Annotated in this window: 20 protein-coding genes; 13 read left to right on the forward strand and 7 right to left on the reverse strand. The window is 65.4% G+C overall.

From position 1 onward, the window contains the following. Positions 1 to 55: 55 nt before the first annotated feature. The 5 genes from AC1DRE_RS10715 (at position 56) to AC1DRE_RS10735 (ending at position 6,889) form a co-directional block, all read left to right on the forward strand. On the forward strand, positions 56 to 652 hold the full coding sequence (locus AC1DRE_RS10715) for an acyltransferase (RefSeq protein ID WP_476984737.1): 597 nt from the start codon (positions 56 to 58) through the stop codon (positions 650 to 652). 9 nt (positions 653 to 661) lie between these two features. Beyond that, positions 662 to 3,280: a WecB/TagA/CpsF family glycosyltransferase gene (locus AC1DRE_RS10720; protein WP_476984619.1), complete on the forward strand. Its 2,619-nt coding sequence runs from the start codon at positions 662 to 664 to the stop codon at positions 3,278 to 3,280. Beyond that, positions 3,280 to 4,644: an O-antigen ligase family protein gene (locus AC1DRE_RS10725; RefSeq protein ID WP_476984620.1), complete on the forward strand. Its 1,365-nt coding sequence runs from the start codon at positions 3,280 to 3,282 to the stop codon at positions 4,642 to 4,644. Before AC1DRE_RS10720 ends, AC1DRE_RS10725 begins: the two co-directional genes overlap by 1 nt. A gap of 9 nt (positions 4,645 to 4,653) precedes the next feature. After that, the gene (locus AC1DRE_RS10730) at positions 4,654 to 5,472 is read left to right on the forward strand and encodes a Wzz/FepE/Etk N-terminal domain-containing protein (RefSeq protein WP_476984621.1); all 819 of its coding nucleotides are present in this window, start codon (positions 4,654 to 4,656) and stop codon (positions 5,470 to 5,472) included. A gap of 241 nt (positions 5,473 to 5,713) precedes the next feature. Then, on the forward strand, positions 5,714 to 6,889 hold the full coding sequence (locus tag AC1DRE_RS10735; RefSeq protein WP_476984622.1) for a DegT/DnrJ/EryC1/StrS family aminotransferase: 1,176 nt from the start codon (positions 5,714 to 5,716) through the stop codon (positions 6,887 to 6,889). Positions 6,890 to 6,917: 28 nt separating this feature from the next. Here the strand turns inward: AC1DRE_RS10735 and mscL are convergent, their stop codons facing one another. Continuing rightward, entirely contained in the window at positions 6,918 to 7,418 is a 501-nt protein-coding gene (mscL, locus tag AC1DRE_RS10740; RefSeq protein ID WP_476984623.1) for a large conductance mechanosensitive channel protein MscL, read from the reverse strand. 195 nt (positions 7,419 to 7,613) lie between these two features. Between mscL and AC1DRE_RS10745 the strand changes: the two genes are divergently transcribed. Continuing rightward, a complete protein-coding gene (locus tag AC1DRE_RS10745) occupies positions 7,614 to 8,690 on the forward strand; it encodes an FUSC family protein (protein WP_476984738.1) in 1,077 nt (358 codons plus the stop codon). 18 nt (positions 8,691 to 8,708) lie between these two features. Here the strand turns inward: AC1DRE_RS10745 and AC1DRE_RS10750 are convergent, their stop codons facing one another. Next, the gene (locus AC1DRE_RS10750) at positions 8,709 to 8,831 is read right to left on the reverse strand and encodes a hypothetical protein (protein WP_476984624.1); all 123 of its coding nucleotides are present in this window, start codon (positions 8,829 to 8,831) and stop codon (positions 8,709 to 8,711) included. 659 nt (positions 8,832 to 9,490) lie between these two features. Between AC1DRE_RS10750 and AC1DRE_RS10755 the strand changes: the two genes are divergently transcribed. From AC1DRE_RS10755 to AC1DRE_RS10785, 7 genes are all read left to right on the forward strand, one after another. Beyond that, positions 9,491 to 9,715, forward strand: coding sequence for an aldehyde dehydrogenase family protein (locus tag AC1DRE_RS10755; RefSeq protein WP_476984625.1), 225 nt, complete (start codon positions 9,491 to 9,493; stop codon positions 9,713 to 9,715). A 126-nt stretch (positions 9,716 to 9,841) separates the two neighbouring features. Continuing rightward, positions 9,842 to 10,879 (forward strand): quaternary amine ABC transporter ATP-binding protein, encoded by a 1,038-nt coding sequence (locus AC1DRE_RS10760; protein ID WP_476984626.1) that lies wholly within the window; start codon positions 9,842 to 9,844, stop codon positions 10,877 to 10,879. After that, entirely contained in the window at positions 10,879 to 12,927 is a 2,049-nt protein-coding gene (locus tag AC1DRE_RS10765) for an ABC transporter permease (protein ID WP_476984627.1), read from the forward strand. Before AC1DRE_RS10760 ends, AC1DRE_RS10765 begins: the two co-directional genes overlap by 1 nt. A 110-nt stretch (positions 12,928 to 13,037) precedes the next feature. After that, the gene (locus tag AC1DRE_RS10770; protein ID WP_476984628.1) at positions 13,038 to 14,015 is read left to right on the forward strand and encodes an ABC transporter substrate-binding protein; all 978 of its coding nucleotides are present in this window, start codon (positions 13,038 to 13,040) and stop codon (positions 14,013 to 14,015) included. A 196-nt stretch (positions 14,016 to 14,211) separates the two neighbouring features. Further along, on the forward strand, positions 14,212 to 14,979 hold the full coding sequence (locus AC1DRE_RS10775; RefSeq protein ID WP_476984629.1) for an IclR family transcriptional regulator: 768 nt from the start codon (positions 14,212 to 14,214) through the stop codon (positions 14,977 to 14,979). Positions 14,980 to 15,107: 128 nt separating this feature from the next. Further along, the gene (locus AC1DRE_RS10780; RefSeq protein ID WP_476984630.1) at positions 15,108 to 16,295 is read left to right on the forward strand and encodes a 4-hydroxybenzoate 3-monooxygenase; all 1,188 of its coding nucleotides are present in this window, start codon (positions 15,108 to 15,110) and stop codon (positions 16,293 to 16,295) included. Positions 16,296 to 16,383: 88 nt separating this feature from the next. After that, positions 16,384 to 17,421, forward strand: a complete 1,038-nt coding sequence (locus AC1DRE_RS10785; RefSeq protein WP_476984631.1) for an FAD-dependent monooxygenase — start codon at positions 16,384 to 16,386, stop codon at positions 17,419 to 17,421. Here AC1DRE_RS10785 and AC1DRE_RS10790 read toward each other — a convergent pair. From AC1DRE_RS10790 to AC1DRE_RS10810, 5 genes are all read right to left on the reverse strand, one after another. Further along, the gene (locus AC1DRE_RS10790; protein ID WP_476984632.1) at positions 17,399 to 19,228 is read right to left on the reverse strand and encodes an ABC transporter permease; all 1,830 of its coding nucleotides are present in this window, start codon (positions 19,226 to 19,228) and stop codon (positions 17,399 to 17,401) included. The two genes, AC1DRE_RS10785 and AC1DRE_RS10790, sit on opposite strands and share 23 nt — an antisense overlap. Next, on the reverse strand, positions 19,225 to 20,307 hold the full coding sequence (locus tag AC1DRE_RS10795; RefSeq protein WP_476984633.1) for an ABC transporter ATP-binding protein: 1,083 nt from the start codon (positions 20,305 to 20,307) through the stop codon (positions 19,225 to 19,227). Before AC1DRE_RS10795 ends, AC1DRE_RS10790 begins: the two co-directional genes overlap by 4 nt. 35 nt (positions 20,308 to 20,342) lie before the next feature. Then, positions 20,343 to 21,422, reverse strand: a complete 1,080-nt coding sequence (locus AC1DRE_RS10800) for an extracellular solute-binding protein (RefSeq protein ID WP_476984634.1) — start codon at positions 21,420 to 21,422, stop codon at positions 20,343 to 20,345. Positions 21,423 to 21,617: 195 nt separating this feature from the next. Further along, positions 21,618 to 22,052 carry an acyl-CoA thioesterase gene (locus tag AC1DRE_RS10805; RefSeq protein WP_104175167.1) on the reverse strand — a complete coding sequence of 145 codons (435 nt, stop codon included), beginning with the start codon at positions 22,050 to 22,052 and terminating at the stop codon, positions 21,618 to 21,620. A gap of 68 nt (positions 22,053 to 22,120) precedes the next feature. Further along, positions 22,121 to 22,624 carry a GNAT family N-acetyltransferase gene (locus AC1DRE_RS10810; protein ID WP_364122543.1) on the reverse strand — a complete coding sequence of 168 codons (504 nt, stop codon included), beginning with the start codon at positions 22,622 to 22,624 and terminating at the stop codon, positions 22,121 to 22,123. Positions 22,625 to 22,755: the final 131 nt, after the last annotated feature.

A 22,755-nucleotide genomic window follows, 5' to 3' on the forward strand; every position in this document is an offset into this window, starting at 1 on the left:
CGTGAAACCACCAACAACGCCGGTCTCCGGCAAGACCATTCCTGGGAGGAACGACATGATCACCATCGCGGCAACGGCCGACGTGGCAGCATCCGCCAGCATCGGCGAAGGATCGCGGATCTGGCACTTGGCGCAGATCCGGGAAGATGCCATTTTGGGCAGCAACTGCAACATCGGGCGCGGAGCCTATGTGGGGCCGGCCGTCCTGCTGGGCAACAATTGCAAAGTCCAAAACTACGCTCTGGTCTACGAACCGGCCCGGCTGTCCGACGGCGTCTTCATTGGCCCCGCGGCGGTGCTCACCAACGACCTGCACCCGCGGGCCATCACCCCTGACGGGACACTCAAAGGTTCCGAAGACTGGGTGTCCGTGGGTGTAACTGTCGGCAGGGGCGCCTCAGTCGGTGCGCGGGCGGTGTGCATCGCCCCGGTCGCCATTGGCGAATGGGCCACGGTGGCGGCCGGCGCCGTCGTGACCCGGGATGTCCCGGCCTATGCCGTGGTGGCGGGTGTGCCGGCGCGGCAAATGGGCTGGGTGGGTGAGGCCGGCCATCCGCTTAAGCAGGACGACGGCGGCAGCTGGCTCTGCCCCGTAACCGGGCGGCGCTATCGCGAAGCCAACGGGAACCTGGTTCCGACGGAAAGCTACTGAGGAGGCGGCGTGGAAAATCAGGACACCAGCAAAGTAATCCTGGGCGGCACACCGGTTGATCTGATGGACTCGGGGCCGGCCCTGGACCTGATCCTCGCGCGGGCGGAAAAAGCGGGGCTCCCGCCCCTCGGTGTGGCCTCCGTCAACCTGGACCACCTGCACCACTTCGGGGCCGGCGGCCGATGGGAAGGCACCCTGCACGCCGACCCTGCCAGCACGGTTGACTGGCTCTATCTGCTGGATGGTGCGCCGCTGGTCTCGCAATCCCAACGGCTCACCGGGCATCGCTGGCCACGGCTGGCGGGCAGCGACCTCGCCTCGCCCCTGCTGGACCGCGCAGAACAGTTAGGGCTCCGCGTGGGTTTTCTCGGCGGATCACCGGAGAACCAGCAGCTTCTGGCCCGGAAAATTGCCGTGGAGCATCCGCGCCTCCAGGTCGCCGGAATGTGGTCCCCGGACCGGGAAGAACTGGCGTCTGCCCGCGACTCGGAGCGGATCGCGGCAGGCATTGCAGCCGCGGGCACCCAGATCCTCTACGTGGGACTTGGCAAGCCGCGGCAGGAACTCTGGATCGACCACTACGCCGCCCTGACCGGCGCCGCTGTGCTGCTCGCCTTCGGCGCCGCAGTGGATTTCCTGGCCGGGAGGGTGCAGCGCGCGCCCCAGTGGGCCAGCGAGCACGGGCTGGAATGGGGCTACCGGCTGGCCATGGAACCCAAACGGCTCGCCAGCCGCTACCTGATTGACGGCCCCCCGGCGTACCTGAAACTGCGGACGGCGTCGTGCACGGTGCCGCCCACCCGGCTGGCAGCCGTCCCGTCCGCGGCCCCCGCCCTCCGGACCCCCGGGCGCTTCACCGGTCCCGACGGGGCGGCGGACGCCGTCGTCATCGTCGTTACCTATAACAGTGCGCACGGCGTCGGTTTGCTGCTGGAGAGTCTCCGGGACGAGACCGCGGACCTCACCCTGCGGGTCCTGGTGGCGGACAACTCCTCCACCGACGGCACACTCGCGCTGGTGCGCGGCGCCCACCCCGATGTCATTGCGTTTCCAACGGGAGGAAACCTGGGATACTCCGGCGGCATCAATGCGGCAATGCGCCGGGCGGGGGACGCCGCCACGGTTGTGGTGCTTAACCCCGACGTCACGGTGGGGCGCGGCAGCCTGAAGACTCTGCTGCACCGGCTGAATGCTTCGCGTGCCGGTGCAGTGGTGCCCCGGCTCCTGAGTGAAAGCGGCGCGACAAGCCACTCCCTGTACCGCGAACCGGGCATCGCGAATGCCTTGGGTGACGCGTTGCTGGGGCGTCGGGCCGCCAACCGGCCGGGCTGGCTGGCCGGCACGGATTTCAACCCGGAAAGCTACGCGCACCCGCACACGGTGCAGTGGGCCACGGGTGCGGCGCTGATGATCCGCCGCAGCCTGGCCGACTCGCTGGCCTGGGACGAGTCCTATTTCCTGTATTGGGAGGAAACGGATTTTTTCCGCAGCCTGAGGTCAGCCGGTGAAACCGTCTGGTACGAGCCGGCGGCCACCATGACCCATGCGGGCGCCGGTTCCGGAAGTTCGGCCCGGCTGAATGCCCTGCTTGCCGTCAATCGGGTGCGCTACATCCGCAAATACCACTCGGCCGCGTATGCAGCGGTCTTCCAGGGCGCGGTAGTGCTCTCAGAGACCCTGCGCTGCTGGAAGGCGGAGCGGCGGGGCGTGCTGCAAGCGGTACTCAACGAGGACAGCTGGTCCACGCTGCCCGGTGCTACGAGGGACCCCGAACCCGCCTTCTTTCCGGCCGGGTCGGTGATCATTCCGGCCCACAACGAGGCCAACGTGATCGCCCGGGCACTCGCCCCGCTGGCCCCGCTGGCTGCTGCCCGGCAAGTGGAAGTGATCGTGGTCTGCAACGGCTGCACGGACAACACGGCGGAAATTGCTCGGCGGTTCGACGGGGTCACCGTGCTGGAATCCAGTGCAGCCTCCAAGCCGTCCGCCATGAACGCCGGGGACTCCGCTGCGTCCGAATGGCCCCGGCTCTACATGGATGCCGACATCGAAATCACAGCGGGAGCCTTGCGGGAGCTGTTCCTTGCCCTGGCCCCCGGCGGGCTGCTGGCCGGGCGTCCGGCTGCCCGCTATGACCTGCACGGCGCGCATCCGCTCATCCGCGCGCACTACCGGGCTCGGCTGAGGCTGCCTTCCACCGCAACGAGCCTCTACTCGGCCGGAGCCTTCGCGCTGTCCAAGGAGGGACATCTTCGCCTGGAGGAATTCCCGGAGGTGCTGGCAGACGATCTCTACGTGGACAGGCTTTTTGGGCCGGCAGAAAAGGCCGTCCTTGACGTGGAGCCAGTGGTGGTGCGTCCGCCGCGGACCCTGAAGGACCACCTGGCGGTGCTGCGCCGTGTCTGCCGCGCCAACGCCCAAGTGAACAGGATGGAGGGACAGCACAGCAGCACGGCGAGGACCGTTTCTGAGTTGATCCGTTCAATCCGCGGCCCCCTCTCGGCAGTGGACGCGATGACCTACGCGGGCTTCGCCATTGCGGGCCGCAAGGGTTCGGGCGTACCGCGCCCGGGCTGGGAACGGGACAGCAGCAGCCGCGGACCGGCCGGGGAAGGAACAGCGGGCTGATGAAACACGCCGGCGCGGCTCTACCAGACGGCCCAGCACACCGCGGGCCACCATGGCTGCTGAAGGCAACCATGTTCTCGATCATGTTCTTTCCGCCCTATATGGTGCTGGCACCGGCGGGGGCCAGCGGCAGCCTGCCGCAGACGCTGGCATTGGGACTCTTCGGGCTGTGGGCGATCTCATCAGCCATGGGACTCCACGATCCGGTGGGTTTCCGGCATCCGGGACGCGCCGCCGTCCTGCTGCTGATGCTTGCGTCCTGCCTCAGCTACGCCCACCTTTTTGCGGGTCTCAGCGGGGCCAGCACCATCGACGGGCGTGCCGCCGCGGACCGCTGGATGCTCCTGATGGTCGCCGCGGCAGGCATCGCCTTTGTGACCACTGAGACGGTCCGCAACCTCAAGGACGCCATGGCCGTCGTACGGCCCGTCCTGGCTGGCGGTACAGCATGCTGCATCATCGCGGTGGTCCAGTTCACCACCCACACTAATCCGGTGGAATGGTTCAAGCTCTTCATGGTTGGTTTCGTCCAAAACGGCGACTTCGACGCTTTTCAGGCGCGGGGAGCCCTGTTGCGGGTCGCCGGCACCACGCTGCACCCCATCGAACTCGGCGTCGTTACGGCGATGCTGCTCCCGCTGGCCGTCTGGAGGGCCCTCTACGACCGCTCCGGCCATAAACGGCTTCAATGGTTGGTGGTGGGCCTGTTCGTGCTGGCAAACACGATGACAGTGTCCCGCACAGGGCTGATCGGGCTCGTTGTCGTGGGTGTCATTACCATTCCGTTCCTGCCCAAGCTCGCCAAGCAATGGGCGGCCGTGATCGTCCCGGTGGGCGCGGCGGGACTGTTCATCGGTGTTCCCGGGCTGATATCGACGCTGTTCAGCACCGCTACCGCCGGCAGCGCCGATTCCTCCATCACGTACCGCACGGAAGATTACCCGCTGGCACTGCGTCTGGTCGCGGACCGGCCCTGGTTCGGAACGGGGCCCGGGACATGGATGCCAACGCAGTCCCTGGACATTTTCGACAACGAATACCTTCTGGTGGCCGTGACCATGGGCGTCACCGGGCTTATAGCCCTGATCGCCTATCTGGCTGTTCCGGCACTGGCGGCACTGGCTGCGGCCAGGCACGCGCAGGACAACGAGCTGAAGCTGCTGGCGGCGTCCGCGGCCTCCGCCCTGCTGATCGCCACCGTGGCGTCCGGGACCTTCGATTCGATGTCGTTTCCCGTATTTGCTTTGCTCTGTCCGTTTTTCATAGGTCTGTCAGGAGCCACCTGGCTGATGGTCAAGAATCAACCGGACCCTGTCCGGGCCGCTCCTTCCGGAGCTGTGCCTGGCAAGGTCCCTTGGGGGTAGGAAGAAACCATGGATCCGATTTCAGTTCTCAAGACACTCTGGCGGCACAAGTGGGTGGCGATGCCTGTAGTTGTGCTGACCATCGCAGCCTGCGTCTATGTCATGTTTTTTGCGCAACGGACGTATCAGGCCAACATGACCTACGCCCTGATCACACCCAAGGTGCCCACTGCCGTGGAGCTGGAAAACAGCCCGCAACTGGCCAAGATCAACGGCGACAATCCGTACCTCCGGAGCCCGGACAACACCCTCCTGTCCCAAGTCCTTATAACCAAACTGGGGGCCGAGGAGACGGTGGAGGACCTGCAGGAACGCGGTCTGGGCACTGAATATACTGTGGCCCAGGCGAGCACCTTCGGCTCCGGGATGCTTTTGAAAGTCTCGGCTTCGGGCACATCCCCCAAGCAGGCGGTCGATACCGCCGTGGCTTTGGGAAACCGGCTCACCGCCACGCTGCGCGATGTGCAGAAGATTAACGGCGCGGACGAAACCTATCTGTTTTCCGCGCTTCCGGTCGACGGTCCCGGCCAGGCTGAGGAGATGTTCTCAAGCCGGCTTCGGACCCTGATCATCGTTGCCGTTGGCGGTATGGTGCTGGTTTTCGGCGCCGTCTCCATCGCCCGCTCCCTTGAGATGGCAGGTGTGGGCCGTCGCGCCACGGAAAAGCCTGCCCGGCGTGCAGGCAGTCCGGCAGGGGATTCGTCCGGGGCGCAGCCCGAGCAGACCCGCCGAAGGAGACGGGCGGATGACGGGCCATCCGACGTCGACCTGGACCTCCTGGGCAGGCCCCCTCGGATCCCCGTTCCGGACAGGGAGTACCGGACCTGATCCGCGCACGCCACGCCCGCCCCGGCCCCGTGCAGGTAATGCAGGAGTGTTCCGCGGCGAGCAATCCGAGTACGGCCGCGGCGCCCCGGCAGGATCACGATTCCCAGGCGGGTATTACGCACCTCAACACCGGTGTCCTGCGGGGAAAATGCGCGTACAAAACTCTCGTGACGGGGTAGAAGGACGGCGGGTTGAATGGAAGGTGCATAACTAATGCCGTTTTGAGGAGCGGGAGGATCCAGTGACCATCAGCGAAGACCACACGGTCAGTCACATCGGCGTCATGAGGCCGTGGCTCGGACCGGAGGAGGCGGATGCCGTTGTTCAGGTGCTCGCTTCGGGCCGGATGGTGCAAGGGCCACGCGTCGGGCAGTTCGAGGCGGCCTTCGGCTCCGCGCAGCAGGCGTCCTACGCCGTCGCCGTGTCGAGCGGCACCGCGGCACTCCTTCTGGCGCTGAGGGTCGCCGGGGTTGAACTGCAGGACGACGTTGTCCTGCCCTCGTTCTCCTCCGTGGCGACTGCCAGCGCCGTCAGCCATCTGGGGGCCAGGACCGTCTTTGCCGACGTCGAGGCGGGCACCGGCAATGTGTCCGTCAGGACAATCGAGGCTGCCCTGACACCGGCCACCCGGGCTGTGATCGTTGTGGACCAGGGCGGCCTGCCGGTCGACCTGGAGCCGATCCGGGACCTGTGCGATCCGCTCGGCGTCACGGTCATTGAGGATGCTGCCTGCGGTGTCGGATCCACGTATCTGGGTCGTCCGGTGGGAGCCGGGGCAGAGCTGACAGCGTGGTCCTTCGACTCGTGCGAGGTCCTGACCACCGGGGAAGGCGGCATGCTGACCACCCAAAGTGACACCTTTGCAAGCCGGGCGCGGGAGCTGCGTGATGGCGCCGCGAGCGAGCCGGGATTCGCAAACCGCATGACCGAGCTGCAGGCTGCCATCGGCCTGGTTCAGCTGGGCCGGCTGCAGGAAGCCGTTGCCCACCGTAGGGAAATTGTCGCCAGCTACCAGCTGGCACTCGCCCGGATTGAGGGGCTGCGCCCCGTCAGGGACCCCTCTTACGGCACCAGCAATTTCCAGTCTTTCTGGCTGGAAGTGCTGCCGTCGTTCGCCCTGCCTCGGACCGAGCTGTTGGAACGGCTGGCGCGCGACGGGATCTCGGCGGGCGCCGGGATCCTGGCGGCCCACCGGCAGCCGGAGTATCGGGGCCGGGATTATGGCACGGCGGACCTGTCGGTGACCGAACGGTTGACGGACAGAACAGTGGTCCTGCCGGTCTACCATCAGCTGACTCCGGGCGAACAGTCGCGCGTGTGCCGCTCCGTCAGGCTCGCGGCAGCCGGGATACCGGTGACCGTGCGGCGCGGCAAGTGGAACGGCGGTTTCCGGCGGACGGACGCGGCCAGCGCCTGACCCGCCGGGCCGTCAGCATCCGCCGACGTCAGCGTGAGCGCTCGGACCCGTTCGCGGCCGTTCCGGCTCCGGGGGTGGTTCCGGACGTGGCACCGCTGACGCCGGCGGTGGTGAGTTCCTTGTCGCTGCCCGCGAGCTGGGCCAGCAGGTCCCGGATCTCGGCCAGGAGAGCGGTGTCCGCGGGGATGGGCTCTTCCTCCGGTTCCGCCGTTGCCAGCCGGCTCTTCACCAGCGAGTTGATCTTGTTCATGGGCGCCACGAAGATGAAATACACCACGGCCGCGGTAATGAGGAATGTCACGAAGGCGGTGAGGACCCCGCCGATGTTCACGAAGGTCTTGTCATTGCCGGGCCAGATGGGGAACCCGAGGCCTTCGGTCTGGACACCGCCGGCCGCGGCGATGATCGGGTTCACGATATTGGTGGTGAAGGCGCTGACCAGCGCCGTAAACGCGGTGCCGACGACGACGGCGATGGACAGTTCGATCACGTTGCCGCGAAGGATGAAATCCTTGAATCCTTTAAGCATGGGGTCCTCCGGTATTGCGTTTCGGTCTGCGATTTAACCGATAGACAATACCAGTCCGCAGGACCGCAGTGCGTTCTGCTGGGCCGGCGGCATGCCCCTTTGCCGCCGGTGCCGGCCGGCCGCGGGCGTAGGATTTGGAAGGGACGCCAACGCTGCCGCCGTCAGACTGGCACCGTATGGAAAGGCGTGACGCACGTGAAGCTGTTCGCCGAGATGTTCACGATTGCCCCCGGCAACAAGGACCATCACGTCGCGATCCGGTGCGCCGTGGGCGTTTTCGTTCCGCTGATCATCCTGGTCCTGATTGACCGGATGGACCTGGCAATCTTTGCTTCCTTCGGAGCCTTCACCGGAATCTACGGGCGCGGGGAGCTGCACCGCAAGCGGCTCTTCATCCAGGTGCGGGCGGGGTCCCTCATGCTGCTGGTGATCCTGCTGGCCACGTTATCGGCCCGGGCGGGGCAGTCGCTGGGCCTGTCGGACGCCGCGGCCACCTGGACGCAGGTGGCGGCCACCACGGTGGTCGCCGGGGCGTGTTCGCTCGTGATCGCCTGGTGGCGGCACCGTCCTGCCGGTTCGTTGTTCCATATCTTCGCCTTCGCGGCCATCGCCTCGATTCCGCACCAGCCGCCGTTGTGGCAGTGCATGCTCGCTTCGGTCGTGACAACGGTGTTCTGCCTGCTGATCGGAATCTCCTCCCGCGTGGTTCGGAGCCGGCGCACGCCGTGGGCCATGCCGGAACCGGCCCGGCTGACGCCCGATGAAAAGCGGGCAGCGCGGCTCGAAGCCCTGGGCTACCTGGTGGCCGCGGGACTGGCCGGGACGCTGGCCACCGTGGTGGGCCAGTGGCTGGGCTTCGGCCACAACTACTGGGCCATGGTGGCCGCCGTCGTTCCGTTGGTGGGCCGCACCACCCGTCACCGCGTGGCCCGCGGCATCCAGAGAATCATCGGAACCGTCCTGGGCCTGATCCTGCTGGCGGGAGTCCTCCTGCTGAATCCTGCCCCGTGGCAGACGGTCCTAGTGATTGCCGTGTGCCAGTTCGGCGCCGAAATGTTCATCGCGCGGCAATACGTGCTGGCCCAGGTGTTCGTCACGCCGCTGGCGCTGAGTTCCACGCTGTTGGCGGCGCCCGCCGTCCCCGAAGTGCTGCTGCGGGACAGGATCGTCGAGACGGTCATCGGTGCCGCCGTCGGCATCGCCGTCGTGGTCACCCCCACCGTCTGGCGGCGGTTGCGGGCCGGGAGCCGCGCGCAGCGCGTGGCCGCCTGAGAGGTCCCGCGGCGGGCGTCATGAAGGCCCGACGGCGGTCCGCTTGCCCGCCGCTGCGGTGACCACCTGCGGAACCAGGACGAGGGCCGCCACCGCGAGGACGGCTGCCGCCGCAAAAACGTAGAAGCCTCGCGGTTTCAACTGCGCGTTGCAACAGGAACGCGACGAGAGAACCCGCGCCGCAATACTGGCCACGGACAAGGCTGACCGACGTAACAAACCAACTCCAACCCGTTAATTCCATGTTTCGCGGCGATGTCGCAGGCCACCTCAGCACCGAACGGCCGGCTGAGCGGAACCGTGCCAGGGCAGATGATTGTGAGGGGCGCGGCGGTGGAGGGACGTCCGTGCCATCAGTGATCTTTCCGGCCATGAAGTTCTTGGACAGGGCGGCACGGAAGGCTGAAATTCCCCCCACGGCCCTCCCACTATTGCCAGTGTCTTCATGGCCCTTTTTCGCCTCCGCGCAAGTCATCAGGTTGCTTATCACGCAACACCACTCTGCAAGCGAGACAGCGTGCGCAGATTCCGCGAGGATGTCGACGGCGATCTTTATCTCTGGAAACCCTTGACATGCAAGAGTGGCATAGCTCACTCTGTTGCGTATTGGGAATCGCGTTGATGATGGCACAACCCCCGGGTGCGCCTCTCAACTGGAAAAAGGTCTAAACAGATGCACCTCGCCTGCCCACTCAACGCACTTGCCCCCGGAGACGCTATCCGTCTGGAACATTCCCGACAGCGGCGCCTTGGCACTGGGCAGCTACCCCCCAGCCATCCTGGACGGTGGCCACACGTCCATGGAGGCAGCCCAGGATGAGTCGTTCGGACCGCCCCTGGCCGTGGAGTCCTTCCGCGCGGACCAGGAAGCCATCACGCTGGCCAACCACCGCCTAGACTGGCCCGCGCCGTCTGGACGCACGATGGATCGCGTGCACAGCGTGGCCGCGGCTCTCCAGCACGGCACCGTGTGGATTAACGATAACCACCTCCCCGTTCCAGACCGAGCGGGGCGGCTTCGCTAAGTCCGGAAACAGCCGCGAACTGGGGCTCCAAGGTCTTGCAGAGTACCGAGAGACAAAACACATCTGGCAAAACGTCAACCCTAAAGCCAGCCATTGGTTCGAACCTAGACAGGCAGGAGTACAGCAATGAACAGCCCCGATATCTCAGTGCGCAACCTATGGAAGGTTTTCGGCCCCGGGGGCGGCAACATCCCCAACGATCCGGAACTCTCAGCCCTCAGCTCAGCGGAACTGCTGGAACGCACCGGCTGCGTGGCGGCCGTCCGGAACCTGAGCTTCGACGTCGCCAAAGGCGAGGTTTTCGTGGTCATGGGACTTTCCGGATCCGGCAAATCAACACTGGTCCGCTGCCTGACCCGGCTGATCGAACCCACCTCTGGACAGGTACTCGTGGACGGCAAAGACGTCCTGCAAGCGGGCCTTGCGGAGCTGCGGGAGCTGCGCCGGCGGAAGATGTCCATGGTGTTCCAGCACTTCGGCCTCCTCCCCCACCGCACCGTGCTGGACAACGTCTCCTACGGGCTGCAGATCCGCGGGGCGGCCAAGAACGAACGCTACGCCAAGGCCCGGGAAATTATCGAGCTGGTTGGCCTCAAGGGCTACGAACAGCACTACCCGGACCAGCTGTCCGGAGGAATGCAGCAGCGCGTGGGCCTTGGCCGGGCGCTGGCCGGCGACCCGGACACCATCCTCTTCGATGAACCCTTCTCCGCGCTGGATCCGCTCATCCGGCGCGACATGCAGGCGGAAGTTATCCGTCTGCACAAGGAAATGGGCAAAACCATGGTGTTCGTGACCCATGACCTCTCTGAGGCGCTCAAGCTTGGAGACCGCATCCTCATCATGCGCAACGGCGAGACCGTCCAGTGCGGCACAGGGGATGACCTGGTGGGATCCCCGGCAGACAAGTACATTGAGGATTTCGTGTCCGAAGTCCCCCGCGCTGATGTCCTGACCCTGAAATGGATCACGCGCCCCTTGGCAGCCGGAACGCCGGGGGATGCGCCTGTCCTCAGCTCCCGGATGATTATCCGGGACGCTATAGCATCGGTCATGCACGCCTCCTGCCCCGTCCTCGTTGAGGACGCCGAAGGCAGAATCATCGGGCAGATCGACCGCGACAGCATCCTGTCAGTGCTGCAGCCAGCGGAAGCAGCAGCCTGATGTCGACCCTCGTCCGCGATCGAACCGGGGTACAGCCGGCCCCTCCGGCTACTAGAGAACCGCGCCGCCGGCCCAGCCGCCGCACCACGCTGCTGGCAGGGGCCGCCGTCGTCTGGATCCTGGGATTTCTGGCCCTGCACGGAACATCCACCCTGACCTTGCCGGCCTCCGAACTGACGGACCTGCATCGGTCCCTGAACCAGCTCAACGCGTGGGTGGCAGCCAACCGCGCGGACAATCCGGTGTTCCTGTACATCTTCACGCCCCTCAGGGCAGCCGTCGACGGCGTGGCCAACCTCTTCATCACTATCTTTGCCGCGAGTTCCACCGGCCTGCGCCTGCCCGAAATCGGCTGGTTCGGAACTGTAGGACTGCTGGGCTGGATAGCGTTAGCGGTCGGCAACGCCCGGGTAGCACTGCTGACAGTTTCCGTCTTTATCTTCTTTGGCCTCCAAGGCCTGTTCGTCGAGGCCACGTACACGTTCGCCCTGGTCCTCACCGCCGTGCTGCTGACCCTCCTGGTCGGAATTCCACTCGGTGTCCTCGCCGGCGTCTACGGCCGGGTTGCCAAGGTGATCACGCCGGTACTGGACTTCATGCAGACGCTGCCTACATTCGTTTACCTGGCCCCGCTGGCCCTGGTCTTCCTCATCGGCCCGGCTTCGGCCGTTATCGCCACGGTGATCTACGCGGCGCCGCCTGTTATCCGCCTGACGGCACATGGCATCCGCGCCATCCCGGAGAACACGCGCGAAGCCTCCGACTCGCTGGGTACAACGGGCCTGCAACGGCTGCTTACCCTGCAGCTTCCCATGGCCCGCCGCACCGTTGTCATGGGAATCAATCAAAGCACCATGGCGGCCTTGTCCATGGTCACCATCGCGGCCCTGATAGCAGCTCCAGGACTTGGCCAGGTGGTGGTCCGGGCGCTGCAATCCCTCGATGTGGGCACCGCTGTCAACGCCGGGCTCTCCATTGTCCTGCTCGCGATCGTGCTGGACCGCGTGACCACGGCCGCCAGCCGCCGCGCAGAACCGGGCGCCGCCCGGAACCGCCGGTTTTCACGCAGGACGCGGTACCTCATCCTGGGTGGCACGTTGGTGCTGGCACTGGCCATGGTGCAGTTCTCCCGCAGCATGCTATGGGCTGCGGCGTTCCCGAAGGACCTCAATATCGGGCCGATGATCGTCCAAGCCGTAAGCTCCGCCAGCCAGTGGATGCAGAACAACCTGTCCCTCTTCACGGTGTCCTTCAGGGAAGCCGTCACCACCGCAATCCTCAACCCGTTCCAGTCCCTGCTCACGGACACGCCTTTCTACGCCGTGGTGGCCGGCATTGCCATTGCGGCCTACGCGCTGGGCGGCTGGAAGCTCGCTACGATCACCACGACGTGCCTGGGCGTGATCATCTTCCTCGGCCTCTGGAGCGACTCCATGGTCACCCTGGCCGGAACGCTGGTAGCCACCGTGGTGGTCATGATCCTGGGCATCATTTTCGGCGTCGCAATGGGCCGGTCCGAACGGGTGGACCAGATTCTTCGACCCATGCTGGACGCAGGCCAGACCATGCCGGCTTTTGTCTACCTGGTTCCGTTCCTTGGCCTCTTTGGCGCCACCCGCTTCACGGCGATCATTGCCGGCATCATCTACGCCGCGCCCGTGGCCATCAAGATCACCGCGGATGGCATTACAGCGATTTCACCGACAGTCGTCGAAGCTGCCATCTCCAGCGGCTCCACCCCCTGGCAGGTCATCACCAAGGTCCAGCTGCCGATGGCCAGGCAATCACTGGCCCTCGCCGCCAACCAGGGCCTGATCTACGTCCTGGCCATGGTGGTGGTCGGTGCATTGGTGGGCGCCGGTGGCCTTGGGTACGACGTCGTCGCCGGCTTTGTCCAAAGCTCCCTCTTCGGCAAGGGCCTCGCCGCGGGCCTTGCCATTGTCTTCCTCGGCATCCTGCTGGACAGGATGACCCAGGCGGCCGCAGCGGCACCGCTGCGGAAAATCCCCTCAGGCAAGACCCGCTCAACCAAGACCCCCGCAACCTAACCACCCTCCAAAGAGGCGCGCTGCACCAAGAGGCAGCGCTACCTCCCCCCGCGCCTCGGGCCCTGGAAGGACCCGACGCACTCCCGCCCCCCCAACAAGGAGACTGAAGCATGAACAAAGCTGGACTGCTGTTGAAACGAACTTTCCCGGCAGTGGCAGGTGCCGCTGCTGCTGCCCTGCTGCTGTCAGGCTGCGGTGGCGCTTCCGTGAACCAGGTGGCCGCCGCAGGCGGTTCCTCGGATGCGCCCTGTGGAGCTGTGAACGTCGCAATGAACGCCTGGGTGGGCTATACGGCCAATGCAGCCGTGTACAGCTACGTGGCGAAAAACCAGCTTGGCTGCACGGTGGTCCAGAAAGACCTGAACGAGCAGATCTCCTGGCAGGGTTTCGGCTCCGGCGAGGTGGACATCATCATTGAAAACTGGGGCCATGACGATCTGGCCAAGCAATACATCACCGACCAGAAGGTAGCCGTCGACGCCGGGCCCACCGGAAACGAAGGCCACATCGGCTGGTATGTAGCACCATGGATGGCCGAGAAGTACCCGGACATCACCGACGGGAAGAACCTGAACAAGTACGCTTCAATGTTCACCACGTCCGAGTCGGGCGGAAAGGGGCAGCTCCTCGACGGCGACCCCGCGTTCGTCACCAACGACGAGGCGCTGGTGAAGAACCTGAACCTGGACTACAAGGTGGTGTTCTCCGGTTCGGAGGCGGCCCTGATCCAGTCATTCCGGACCGCGGAGCAGAATAAGACACCCCTGCTGGGCTATTTCTACGAGCCGCAGTGGTTCCTGTCCGAGGTACCCCTCAAGAAGGTCTCGCTCCCGGCCTGGACCAAGGGCTGTGACGCCGATCCCGAAAAGGTGGCTTGCGATTACCCGGTCTACACGCTCAACAAGATCATCTCCACAAAGTTCGCGGAAAGCGGCTCACCTGCAGCCAAGCTGGCCAAGGGCTTCAAGTGGACCAACGAGGACCAAAATGCGGTAGCCACGGACATTCAGAACGGAATGACTCCTGAAGCCGCAGCCAAGAAGTGGGTGGACGCGCACCAGGAAGTCGTGGCTTCCTGGCTTAAGTAAGCAAGAGCGACCCGGCACAGCAAACGTCAGCCACCCAGGGATCTCCCGGGTGGCTGACGTGCTTGGCCCGCAGCCAAGCTCGAGGCCCAGGCCGGGAGCGGGCACCCGCCCTGACCGGACATTCCCCTACCCTGAGATTTGTACCACCGGGCGGTGTTATGTGGGACACTACAAACCATTCAATGGAAGGGGAAGTGTGGCCAACTCGGGCTCCGGCGATTCAGTGGTGGACCGCGTGGTCCGCGTTATTGCCGCGTTTCCGGAGGGCGTCAACGTCCTGCCCCTGTCGGAGCTCGCCGCCCGCGCCGGGCTGCCGCTCACCACTGCCCACCGGCTGGTCCGGCAGTTGGCCGGGCATGGCCTGCTGGATGTCGGCTCGGCCGGCTCGGTGCAGCTGGGGCTTCGCCTGTGGGAGCTGGTCAACCGCAATTCCCCCACCCTGGAACTCCGCCAGGCCGCCATGCCGTTCATGGAGGACATCCAACAGGTCCTGAACCAGAATGTGAACCTTGCGGTGCTGGACGGCTGGGAGGCGCTCTTTGTGGAGCGGCTGTCCCGGCGCGGATCGGTGGCCAACCGGGCGCAGGTTGCCGGACGCATGCCGGTGCACGTGTCCTCCGCCGGGCTGGTCCTGATGGCCAACCAGCCGCACGCCGTCCAGTCGGAATACCTGGACGGTTTCACGGATCCCGCCGGCCGCCTGACGGTTGCTGAACTGCGTGTCCAGCTCGGGGAAGCAGCCCACCAGGGCTATGCCCAGCTGGCCGGCGTGGTGGACCCGGACACCTGGGGCATTGCCGTCCCCGTGATGGACCGCAGGAAGCGGACGGTGGCCGCCCTCGGCGTCGTGGTTCCGCTGCGGGAGGTGCGCCTGCAGGCGCTGGTGCCCGCGTTGCAGACCGCCGCCCGGGGGATCGGGCGACGCCTGGGCGAATCCCAAAACGCTGCCGAGGGGCGGGACTAAACCCGCTAATTCCATTCAACGGAATCGCTGTAACGCGGATCACGTACCGGGGCGCACACTGTTAGCCAGACGATCCAACAGGCCCCCGGACCCTACCCCCGGGGCCCCGCAACGAAGCGAGGAACACCATGGCAGCACGCGCCGTCATCACCACCCAGGTGGCCATTCTGGGGGCCGGCCCGGCCGGGCTTATGCTCTCGCACCTGCTGGCCAAGGCCGGCATCGAATCCACCGTGATCGAAATCCGCAGCCGCCAGGACATCCAGGAAACCGTCCGTGCCGGCATCCTGGAGCACGGCACGGTGAACATGCTGGTGGACAGCGGCGTCTCGGACCGGGTGCTGCGGGAAGGCGACCGGCACGACGGCATTGAGCTGCGCTTCAACGGCGAAAGCCACCGGATCGACTTCAAGGACCTGGTGGGGGAGTCCGTCTGGCTGTACCCGCAGACCGACGTGTTCATGGACCTCGCCGCACGCCGCGAGGCCGACGGCGGGGACGTCCGCTACAGCGTCACGGACACCACCATCCACGACATCGAAGGCAAGCCCAAGGTCTGGTTCACGGACGCCGACGGCGTGGAGTACGAACTGCAGGCCGATTTCATCACCGGCGCGGACGGTTCCCGCAGCCACTGCCGTTTCCAGATCCCCGAGGCGAACCGCAAGTGGTACTTCCACGAATACCCCTTCGCCTGGTTCGGCATCCTGGCTGAAGCGCCCCGCAGCTCCGACGAACTGATCTACGCCAACTCGGACAACGGTTTTGCCCTGATCAGCCAGCGGACCGAGACGGTCCAGCGCATGTACTTCCAATGCGATCCCAACGAGGACGTGAACAACTGGAGCGAGGACCGCATCTGGGACGCCTTCCGCAGCCGCGTCAACGGCAACGGCTTCGAGCTCAAGGAAGGGCCGGTCATCGACAAGATGGTGCTGAAGTTCCGCAGCTTCGTCCACGCCCCCATGCGCCACGGGAAGCTCTTCCTGGCCGGCGACGCCGCCCACACCGTGCCGCCCACCGGAGCCAAGGGCCTGAACCTGGCCATCCACGACGTGAAGGTCCTGTTCGAAGGGCTGGAAAGCTACTACCGGAGCGGCTCCCCGGCGCTACTGGACGCCTACAGCGACCGCGCCTTGGAGCGCGTCTGGAAGGCCCAGCAGTTTTCCTACTGGATGACGTCCATGCTCCACACGCCGGCGGACGCCGACGACTTTTCCCGCGCGCGCCAGCTGGGCGAGCTCAACTCGGTAGTGTCGTCCCGCCACGGCAAGGCCTACCTGGCTGAGGCCTACACCGGCTGGCCTTCCGCCTAGGGCCCGGGCCAACTCCCCGGGCGTCTGTCCGCGCGACGGGTACCGGGCCGCCCAACACGCCTGCCGCCGTCGGGCATAACATCGGTCCATGGAAGCCATAACCATCGTTGGCGGCGGCATCGCCGGACTGGCCCTTGCCGCGACCCTCGATCCGGAATGCTTCGACGTGGCCGTGCTCGAACAGCGGGACACCGTGCCAACGGTGGAAACGTCCTTGGCCATGTGGCCGGAGGCCCAGCGGGCGCTCGGTTCTGTGGGGATCCTGCCGGCAATCCGGGCGGCAGGATCCGGATTCGGAGCCATGGCACTGCGGGACGCATCCGGGAAAGCACTGCTGCGCGCCGAGGTTTCCGGCGTGATCGGTGTTTCACGCGCGGACCTGCTGCGGCACCTGGACGCCGCTGTGCCGGAGTCGGTAGCCCGCGTGTCCGGGGCTGTGACATCGCCCCCCGAAACCGGGCTGCTGGTCGGAGCGGATGGCGTTCACAGCGTGGTCCGCCGGGCACGGTGGGGCCCTCGGTCCATGGAGCGGCTCAGCCCCTACCTCGCTTTGCGAGGCATCATCGGCGGACCTGTCCCTGCGGACGGCGGCGGCGAATACTGGGGCCGCGGCGAATTGTTCGGCATTGCTCCGGCCTCCCGGAACCGGACCTACTGGTACGCCTCGTACCGGTCAGACCTCGGCCCGGGCAGCATCGACGTCGCGGCGGCGCTGGACCTCACCCGGCGGCGCTTTACGGGGAAAGCCGCCGGAATCGGCCTCGTCCTCGCTGCGGCCACGCCGGAGGGAACCCTCGCCCAGCGTATCTGGACCGTGCCTGCCCTCGGACGCTACGCGCGGGATGGATCCGTGTTGGTGGGAGACGCCGCGCACGGCATGACACCGAACCTCGGGCGTGGTGCCTGCGAGGCGCTGATTGACGCCGTTATCCTCGCGGAACTGCTCAACTCCCGTCCGGTTCCGGAGGCCCTTAAGGTGTACAACAGGCGCCGCGTCCTGCGCAGCCAGGCCTTGCGCGTGGCGTCTTCCGCAATGACCCGGCTCGTGCTCACGGAATCCGCCCAGCCCCTCCGGGACCGGATTCTCAACCTCGCCGGACGGCTCAGCCGGTCCGCGCAGGGCTAGGTGAAACGGGGCTAGGTGATACAGAGCTGGGCGATACAGGGCTGGGCGAAACAGCGGCGGCCACTGTGCCAGGCGCGGCTGGGGGCTTTGTGCCCTTGGAGCGGCCCCGTCCGCCGGATCTCCCGTACACGAGGTACATCGTTAGCCCGGTGATGACCATCAGCAGCACGGTGTAAACGAAGGTGTTGGAAACTCCGTCCACGCCTTCGGCGCCGTCCGTGTTGGCTTTGATGACCAGTCCCAGCGGCTGGACCAGCGGGTGTGCCAGGAAGATGGCGGTGTCGTAGTCGTCCAGCATGCTGTTGAAGTTCAAGGCCGCGATGGCCGCGGCGGCCGGAAGGACCAGCGGCAGCAGAATACGCCGGAACACGTAAAGCGTCTTGGCCCCCATGATGGAGGCCGCCTCCTCCAGTGATGAGTTCACCGAGGAAAACGAAGCCTTGAGCATCCTGAGCGTGAAGGGGATCTTCACCGTGACGAAGGCGATGAGGAGAATGACGGTGGTCCCGGTGAGGACCGCGCCGCCCACCAGGGGGTTCGGGTGGTCGTAGCTGATGATCAGGCCGAGGGCCAGCAAAGCCGAGGGCAGGATCCAGGGGATGTGCAGCAGGTACTCAAACGTGGCCGTCACCCAATTCTTGTGCTTCTGCAGGATCCGCGCCACAAACAGCAGTCCGCCGACGGCAATGACCGCAGCAACGGCGCTGTACACAACGCTGATGACAAAGGGCCTCAGGCCTGAGGGCTGCGTCAGCACGCGCACGTAGTTATCCATGGTGAGGCTGTCCAGGGAGAGGCGCCCCGTCTGGATGGCCGCGCCGTCCGCGAAGGAAAACAGCACAATCAGCACCACGGGCAGCGTGTAAACCGCGAACAGCAGGTAAGCGCCCGCGTGGACAGCAATGTTGGCTGCCGGGTTGGCGATTTTCTGCTTCTGCAGCGCAGAGGAAACCTTGGACACCGAAAAGTACGTTCCGCCCTTTTCCAGGCGTGACATCACAGCGAGCATCAGGATGGTGGCCACGCCCAGGATGACGGCGAGCAGGGCGGCCAGATCCCGGGACGTGGGGCTGTTCGTGAACGTGAGGATCATCGGGGTGATGGTTTGGAAGTCGCGTCCGCCGAGGACCTGCGGGGCGCTGAGTGCCCCCAGGCCGGTGAGGAAGGACAGGATGGTGACGGCGAAGAGCGTGGGCTTCAGCGTCGGCAGCACGATGCGGCGAAGGATGGTCCAGGTTGAGGCGCCGAGATTCCTGGCCGCTTCGATGGTCTGGTAGTCGACGCCTTTGAGGGCGTTCGCGACGAAGAGCATGTGGTTGGTGGTGGTGGCGAACGTCATCACCGCCAACACGGCAAAGAATCCCGAAAACCAGCCGGGCTCCATGCCGGGAAAGACATTCAGCAGGAGCGCTGTGACGATCCCTTTGTCGCCGTAGATGAACTTGTAGCCCGCCGCCAGCACGATGCCGCCATAGATGAACGTGGTGGCGTAGCCGAGGAAGAGGATCCTGGAACCGCGGATCCTGAAGTAATGGGTGACCAGGACGATGAAGATGCCCACAACGTTCACCGTGATGGAGAGTGCCACTGCCAGCAGGAAGCTGTTGCCCAGGGATTTCATGGCGCGCTGGGAGGAAAACAGCTTCTCCGCCGCCCGGCCCGAGAAGTTCCCGCCAGGGAAGAACGTCTCGATCAGCACGTTGGCGTTGGGCCAGACGAGGAAGGCAGCGATGAACCACGTCAGGACCGTTCCCACAATGATGACGAACGGGGAGCGGAGCATGCTTCTGGCTGAGGTGCCACTCATCGGATAGCCGCCGCCTGGTCGTGCCTGGCCAGGGCGGCGCCGGTATCGGAGTGGTACTGCAGCACGTGGTCCGGCTGGACATACACGGTGGTCCGCGTCCCTGCTTCCGGATGGGCGCCGCCGTCCTCCCTGACCAGCAGCCGGATGTCGGCGCCGTGGCTCCGCACTACGTAGCGGCTGTGGAGGCCGTGGTAAGTGCGTGACACCACCTCTCCGGCAAGCCCGACGGCGGTGCCGCCGTCTGCTGCACCGCCGGCTGCGGGAAGTGTCAGGGACGCCTTTTCCACCCGCAGGTAGGAATTGGCCGCGGTGCTGAGGCCGGCGCCGGAAAGGCGGTTCAGTTCAGCGACGAACTCCGCGGTCAGGGCGGAACTGTCGCCGATGAAGTTGCACACAAACTCGGTGGCGGACTGGTCGTAGATCGCCTGCGGGGTGCCCACCTGCTCCACCGCGCCCTTGTTGAAGACGGCTACGCGGTCACTCATGGCAAGCGCCTCGTCCTGGTCGTGGGTGACATAAACAGTGGTGATCCCGAACTCGCTCTGCAGGTCCTTGAGCTGCTGCCTCAGCTGGTGCCGCAGTTTGGCATCGAGATTGGACAGGGGTTCGTCGAGCAGCAGGATTTTGGGCCGCAGCACCAGGGCACGGGCAACTGCAACGCGCTGCTGCTGGCCCCCCGAGAGTTCCGCCACGTTCTTGTCGAGCTGCTCATCGCTGAGCTCCACCCGGCGTGCGATATCGCGCACCAGGCGGTCACTCTCGGCGGACTTCTCCTTCCGGACGCGGAGGCCGAAGGCGATGTTTTCCCGGACGCTCATGCTGGGGAACAAGGCGTAATTCTGGAACACCATCCCCACCTGGCGCTTGTCGCTGGGCAGGCGCGTGACGTTCCTGCCGTCCACATGGACGGTCCCGGCGGACGGCTCGATGAAGCCGGCCAGGGTGCGCAGCGCCGTCGTTTTGCCGCAGCCCGACGGACCCAGCAGGGTGAAGAATTCCCCCGGCCGGACGTGGAGGTCCAGGCACGGGATGGCAACGAAATCACCGAAGGAAACTTCGATGTTGTCCAAGCGGATCATGGGAAACCTGTCTGTGGGCTGTTGGAGGGGGAGGGCTACGTCATGTACTCGAGCTCGATTTTCTCCACCCAGGCGCCCATGTTCTCCTGGACGAAGTTCCAGTCGATGTCCTGCTGTCTGAGCCCGTCGAAGAACTCAACCACCTCGGGCTTGGCCTTGGCGGCTGCGCCCTTGTTCACAGGCATGGAATTGAACTGCTGCGCCCATTCGCCCTGTACATCCGCGCTCCCGAACCAGTCGATGAACTTCTGCGCCTGTTCCTTCTTATCCGTGCCCTTCACGAGGGCCACCTGCTCCACCGCGAGCGGGACTCCGACCGAAGGCACCACGGTTTCCACGCTCACCTTGAAGGACTTTTCGCGTTCCGCCACGATCGAGGATGGCATCTGGCCCATATCCACTTCCCCTGACGCGATGCGGGCGAAGAGGTCGGTCTTTGCCACGGCCGGGCTGCCGTTCTGGAAGTACTGCTCCACCTGCTTCCAGCCTTCATTCGAGATGCCCAGTTCGCCGGAATCGTCCCTGTAGCGGGAAAGTATGCCGGCGAAAACAAGCTGCGCCGTGGCCGTGCCCAGCCCCGTGACCCGCTCATAGCGCGTCTTGAACTCGTCCTTGGACCACAGGTCCGTCCAGTCCTTCGGCGCCTGCTCCGAGGTGATCTTGTCCGAGTTGTAGCCGAGCATGATTGCCTGCTTCACCAGCGGCCAGTAGGCCTTTTCGTCGTCGCTGTCGGCGAGCGAGGCGTCCACCTCGTCTGCCCAGGCCGGCTTATAGGCCTCGATGGCATCGGCTGCTTTGACCTGGGCGAAGTACATGTTGTTGAGGCCGAAGGCTACGTCGGCAATGGGGTTGTTCTTCTCGGCGATCAGCTTGTTGGTCGCGTCGGCGCCGCCGGCGCCCACGATCTCAATCTTGAAGCCGGCCTCCCCAGCCTTCTTCGTCAGCCACTCTCCGCGGCCCTCGCCGTTGGAGTTGGTGTACACCACCAGCGTGTCGCCGGATGCCCCTCCTGCCGGGGAACTACCGGATGTTTCGGGGGCGGCGGAGCCGGCACCGCAGCCGGCCAGAAGGGTGACAGCGACGGCGGCGGCGACCATTGTTTGGAATTTCTGCACGATTGAGACCCATTTCTGAACTGGAACCGGAGCATTGTCCGGCAAGCCTATAGCGGCCCATGCCGATTAGGGCCGTTTATAGCTATCGATTCGATAAACTACTCGGCCTCGGTGTTCGAGTCTTGTGGAACTGCCGCAACAACGTGCACCCGTGGGTTTAACGCCCGGTGAACTTCCGGCCCGCCCAGGGTTGAATCAGTCCTGTTCCAGGGTCTCCGTCAGGTGGTGCGTGGGGATGCGGTCGCGGTCGTAGGTGATCTCGGTGTAGCCGTGGGGTTCGGGCTTGCCGTGCGGGCTGAGGTTCACGAACACGATCTCCTCGATGGTGAGGATGCTTTGCCGGGTGATCATGTTCCGCACTTCGGCGCGCATGGTCAGTGATGTCCGGCCGAAGCGCGTGGCGGTCAGTCCCATTTCGATCAGGTCGCCCTGCACCGCGGAGCTGACGAAGTTGATCTCGGAAATGTACTTGGTGACGGCCCGGCCGTTGCCGAGCTGCAGGATGGCGTAGATGGCCGCTTCCTCGTCGATCCACTTCAGCAGGCTCCCGCCGAACAGGGTGCCGTTGGCGTTGAGGTCTTCGGGGCGCACCCATTTACGGGTGCGGAAAGTGATGTCTGCCGATTCCATAATGCGAGATTAGCCGACGTCGGGCCGGGCGGCCGCAGTGTGACGGCGGCGGCCGCCTGCCGCCGCCGTCAGGCCATGGCCGTGTGGGCGGCGCTGTGTGAATCGATCTTCTTCGCGTAGCAGTAGGAGTGCTCCACTCCGATGTAGGGACCGAAGTTGGGCACTTCGTCGAAGCCGCAGCTCTGGTAGAAATTCCTGCCGTCCGGCTGGGCCGAGCCCGCCTCGGCGGTGATCGAGGTGACTCCCATTCCGTGGGCGTGCGCCTCCAGTGCGGCGAGAATGGAGCTGGCAACGCCCGAACCCCGCGTGTACGGCAGGACGTAGAGCCGCTTGATCTCCGCTGTGGTGGAGTCCAGCATCCTCAGGCCGCCGCATCCCACCGGCTGTCCCGAGCTCTTCTCATAGGCCACCAGGAAGATGGCAGTATCCGCTTCCGACGGCGGCGGCCCGGGTTCGTGGTCCTTCGTACCGAAGCGCGCGTCCAGTTCCGCCTGCTGGGCCGCACGCAGGTCGGCGCCTACGGGGTTTGCCCAGGTGACCTGCCTGATGTTGAGTCGGGGATTGGTCTGCATTACTGCCTCGCTTCGCCGAAGGGTTATGCAAAATAAGCCTAAGAGGGTGCCATTTCCGCGGTGTTTCCTGCGCGTAAGCGTCCGGAGAACTATGGAGTCGGGGCTCCGCGACGGGCGTCCCGACGGCCCGG

This window comes from Arthrobacter sp. P4_H3, from assembly GCF_056400885.1.

Coding starts and splice junctions, on each gene's coding strand:
- mscL (WP_476984623.1), bottom strand. CDS start 7,418: ATGCTTAAAGGATTCAAGGATTTCATCCTTCGCGGCAACGTGATCGAA.
- AC1DRE_RS10780 (WP_476984630.1), top strand. CDS start 15,108: ATGGCAGCACGCGCCGTCATCACCACCCAGGTGGCCATTCTGGGGGCC.
- AC1DRE_RS10725 (WP_476984620.1), top strand. CDS start 3,280: ATGAAACACGCCGGCGCGGCTCTACCAGACGGCCCAGCACACCGCGGG.
- AC1DRE_RS10790 (WP_476984632.1), bottom strand. CDS start 19,228: ATGAGTGGCACCTCAGCCAGAAGCATGCTCCGCTCCCCGTTCGTCATC.
- AC1DRE_RS10755 (WP_476984625.1), top strand. CDS start 9,491: ATGGAGGCAGCCCAGGATGAGTCGTTCGGACCGCCCCTGGCCGTGGAG.
- AC1DRE_RS10785 (WP_476984631.1), top strand. CDS start 16,384: ATGGAAGCCATAACCATCGTTGGCGGCGGCATCGCCGGACTGGCCCTT.
- AC1DRE_RS10760 (WP_476984626.1), top strand. CDS start 9,842: ATGAACAGCCCCGATATCTCAGTGCGCAACCTATGGAAGGTTTTCGGC.
- AC1DRE_RS10795 (WP_476984633.1), bottom strand. CDS start 20,307: ATGATCCGCTTGGACAACATCGAAGTTTCCTTCGGTGATTTCGTTGCC.
- AC1DRE_RS10765 (WP_476984627.1), top strand. CDS start 10,879: ATGTCGACCCTCGTCCGCGATCGAACCGGGGTACAGCCGGCCCCTCCG.
- AC1DRE_RS10810 (WP_364122543.1), bottom strand. CDS start 22,624: ATGCAGACCAATCCCCGACTCAACATCAGGCAGGTCACCTGGGCAAAC.
- AC1DRE_RS10805 (WP_104175167.1), bottom strand. CDS start 22,052: ATGGAATCGGCAGACATCACTTTCCGCACCCGTAAATGGGTGCGCCCC.
- AC1DRE_RS10770 (WP_476984628.1), top strand. CDS start 13,038: ATGAACAAAGCTGGACTGCTGTTGAAACGAACTTTCCCGGCAGTGGCA.
- AC1DRE_RS10715 (WP_476984737.1), top strand. CDS start 56: ATGATCACCATCGCGGCAACGGCCGACGTGGCAGCATCCGCCAGCATC.
- AC1DRE_RS10730 (WP_476984621.1), top strand. CDS start 4,654: ATGGATCCGATTTCAGTTCTCAAGACACTCTGGCGGCACAAGTGGGTG.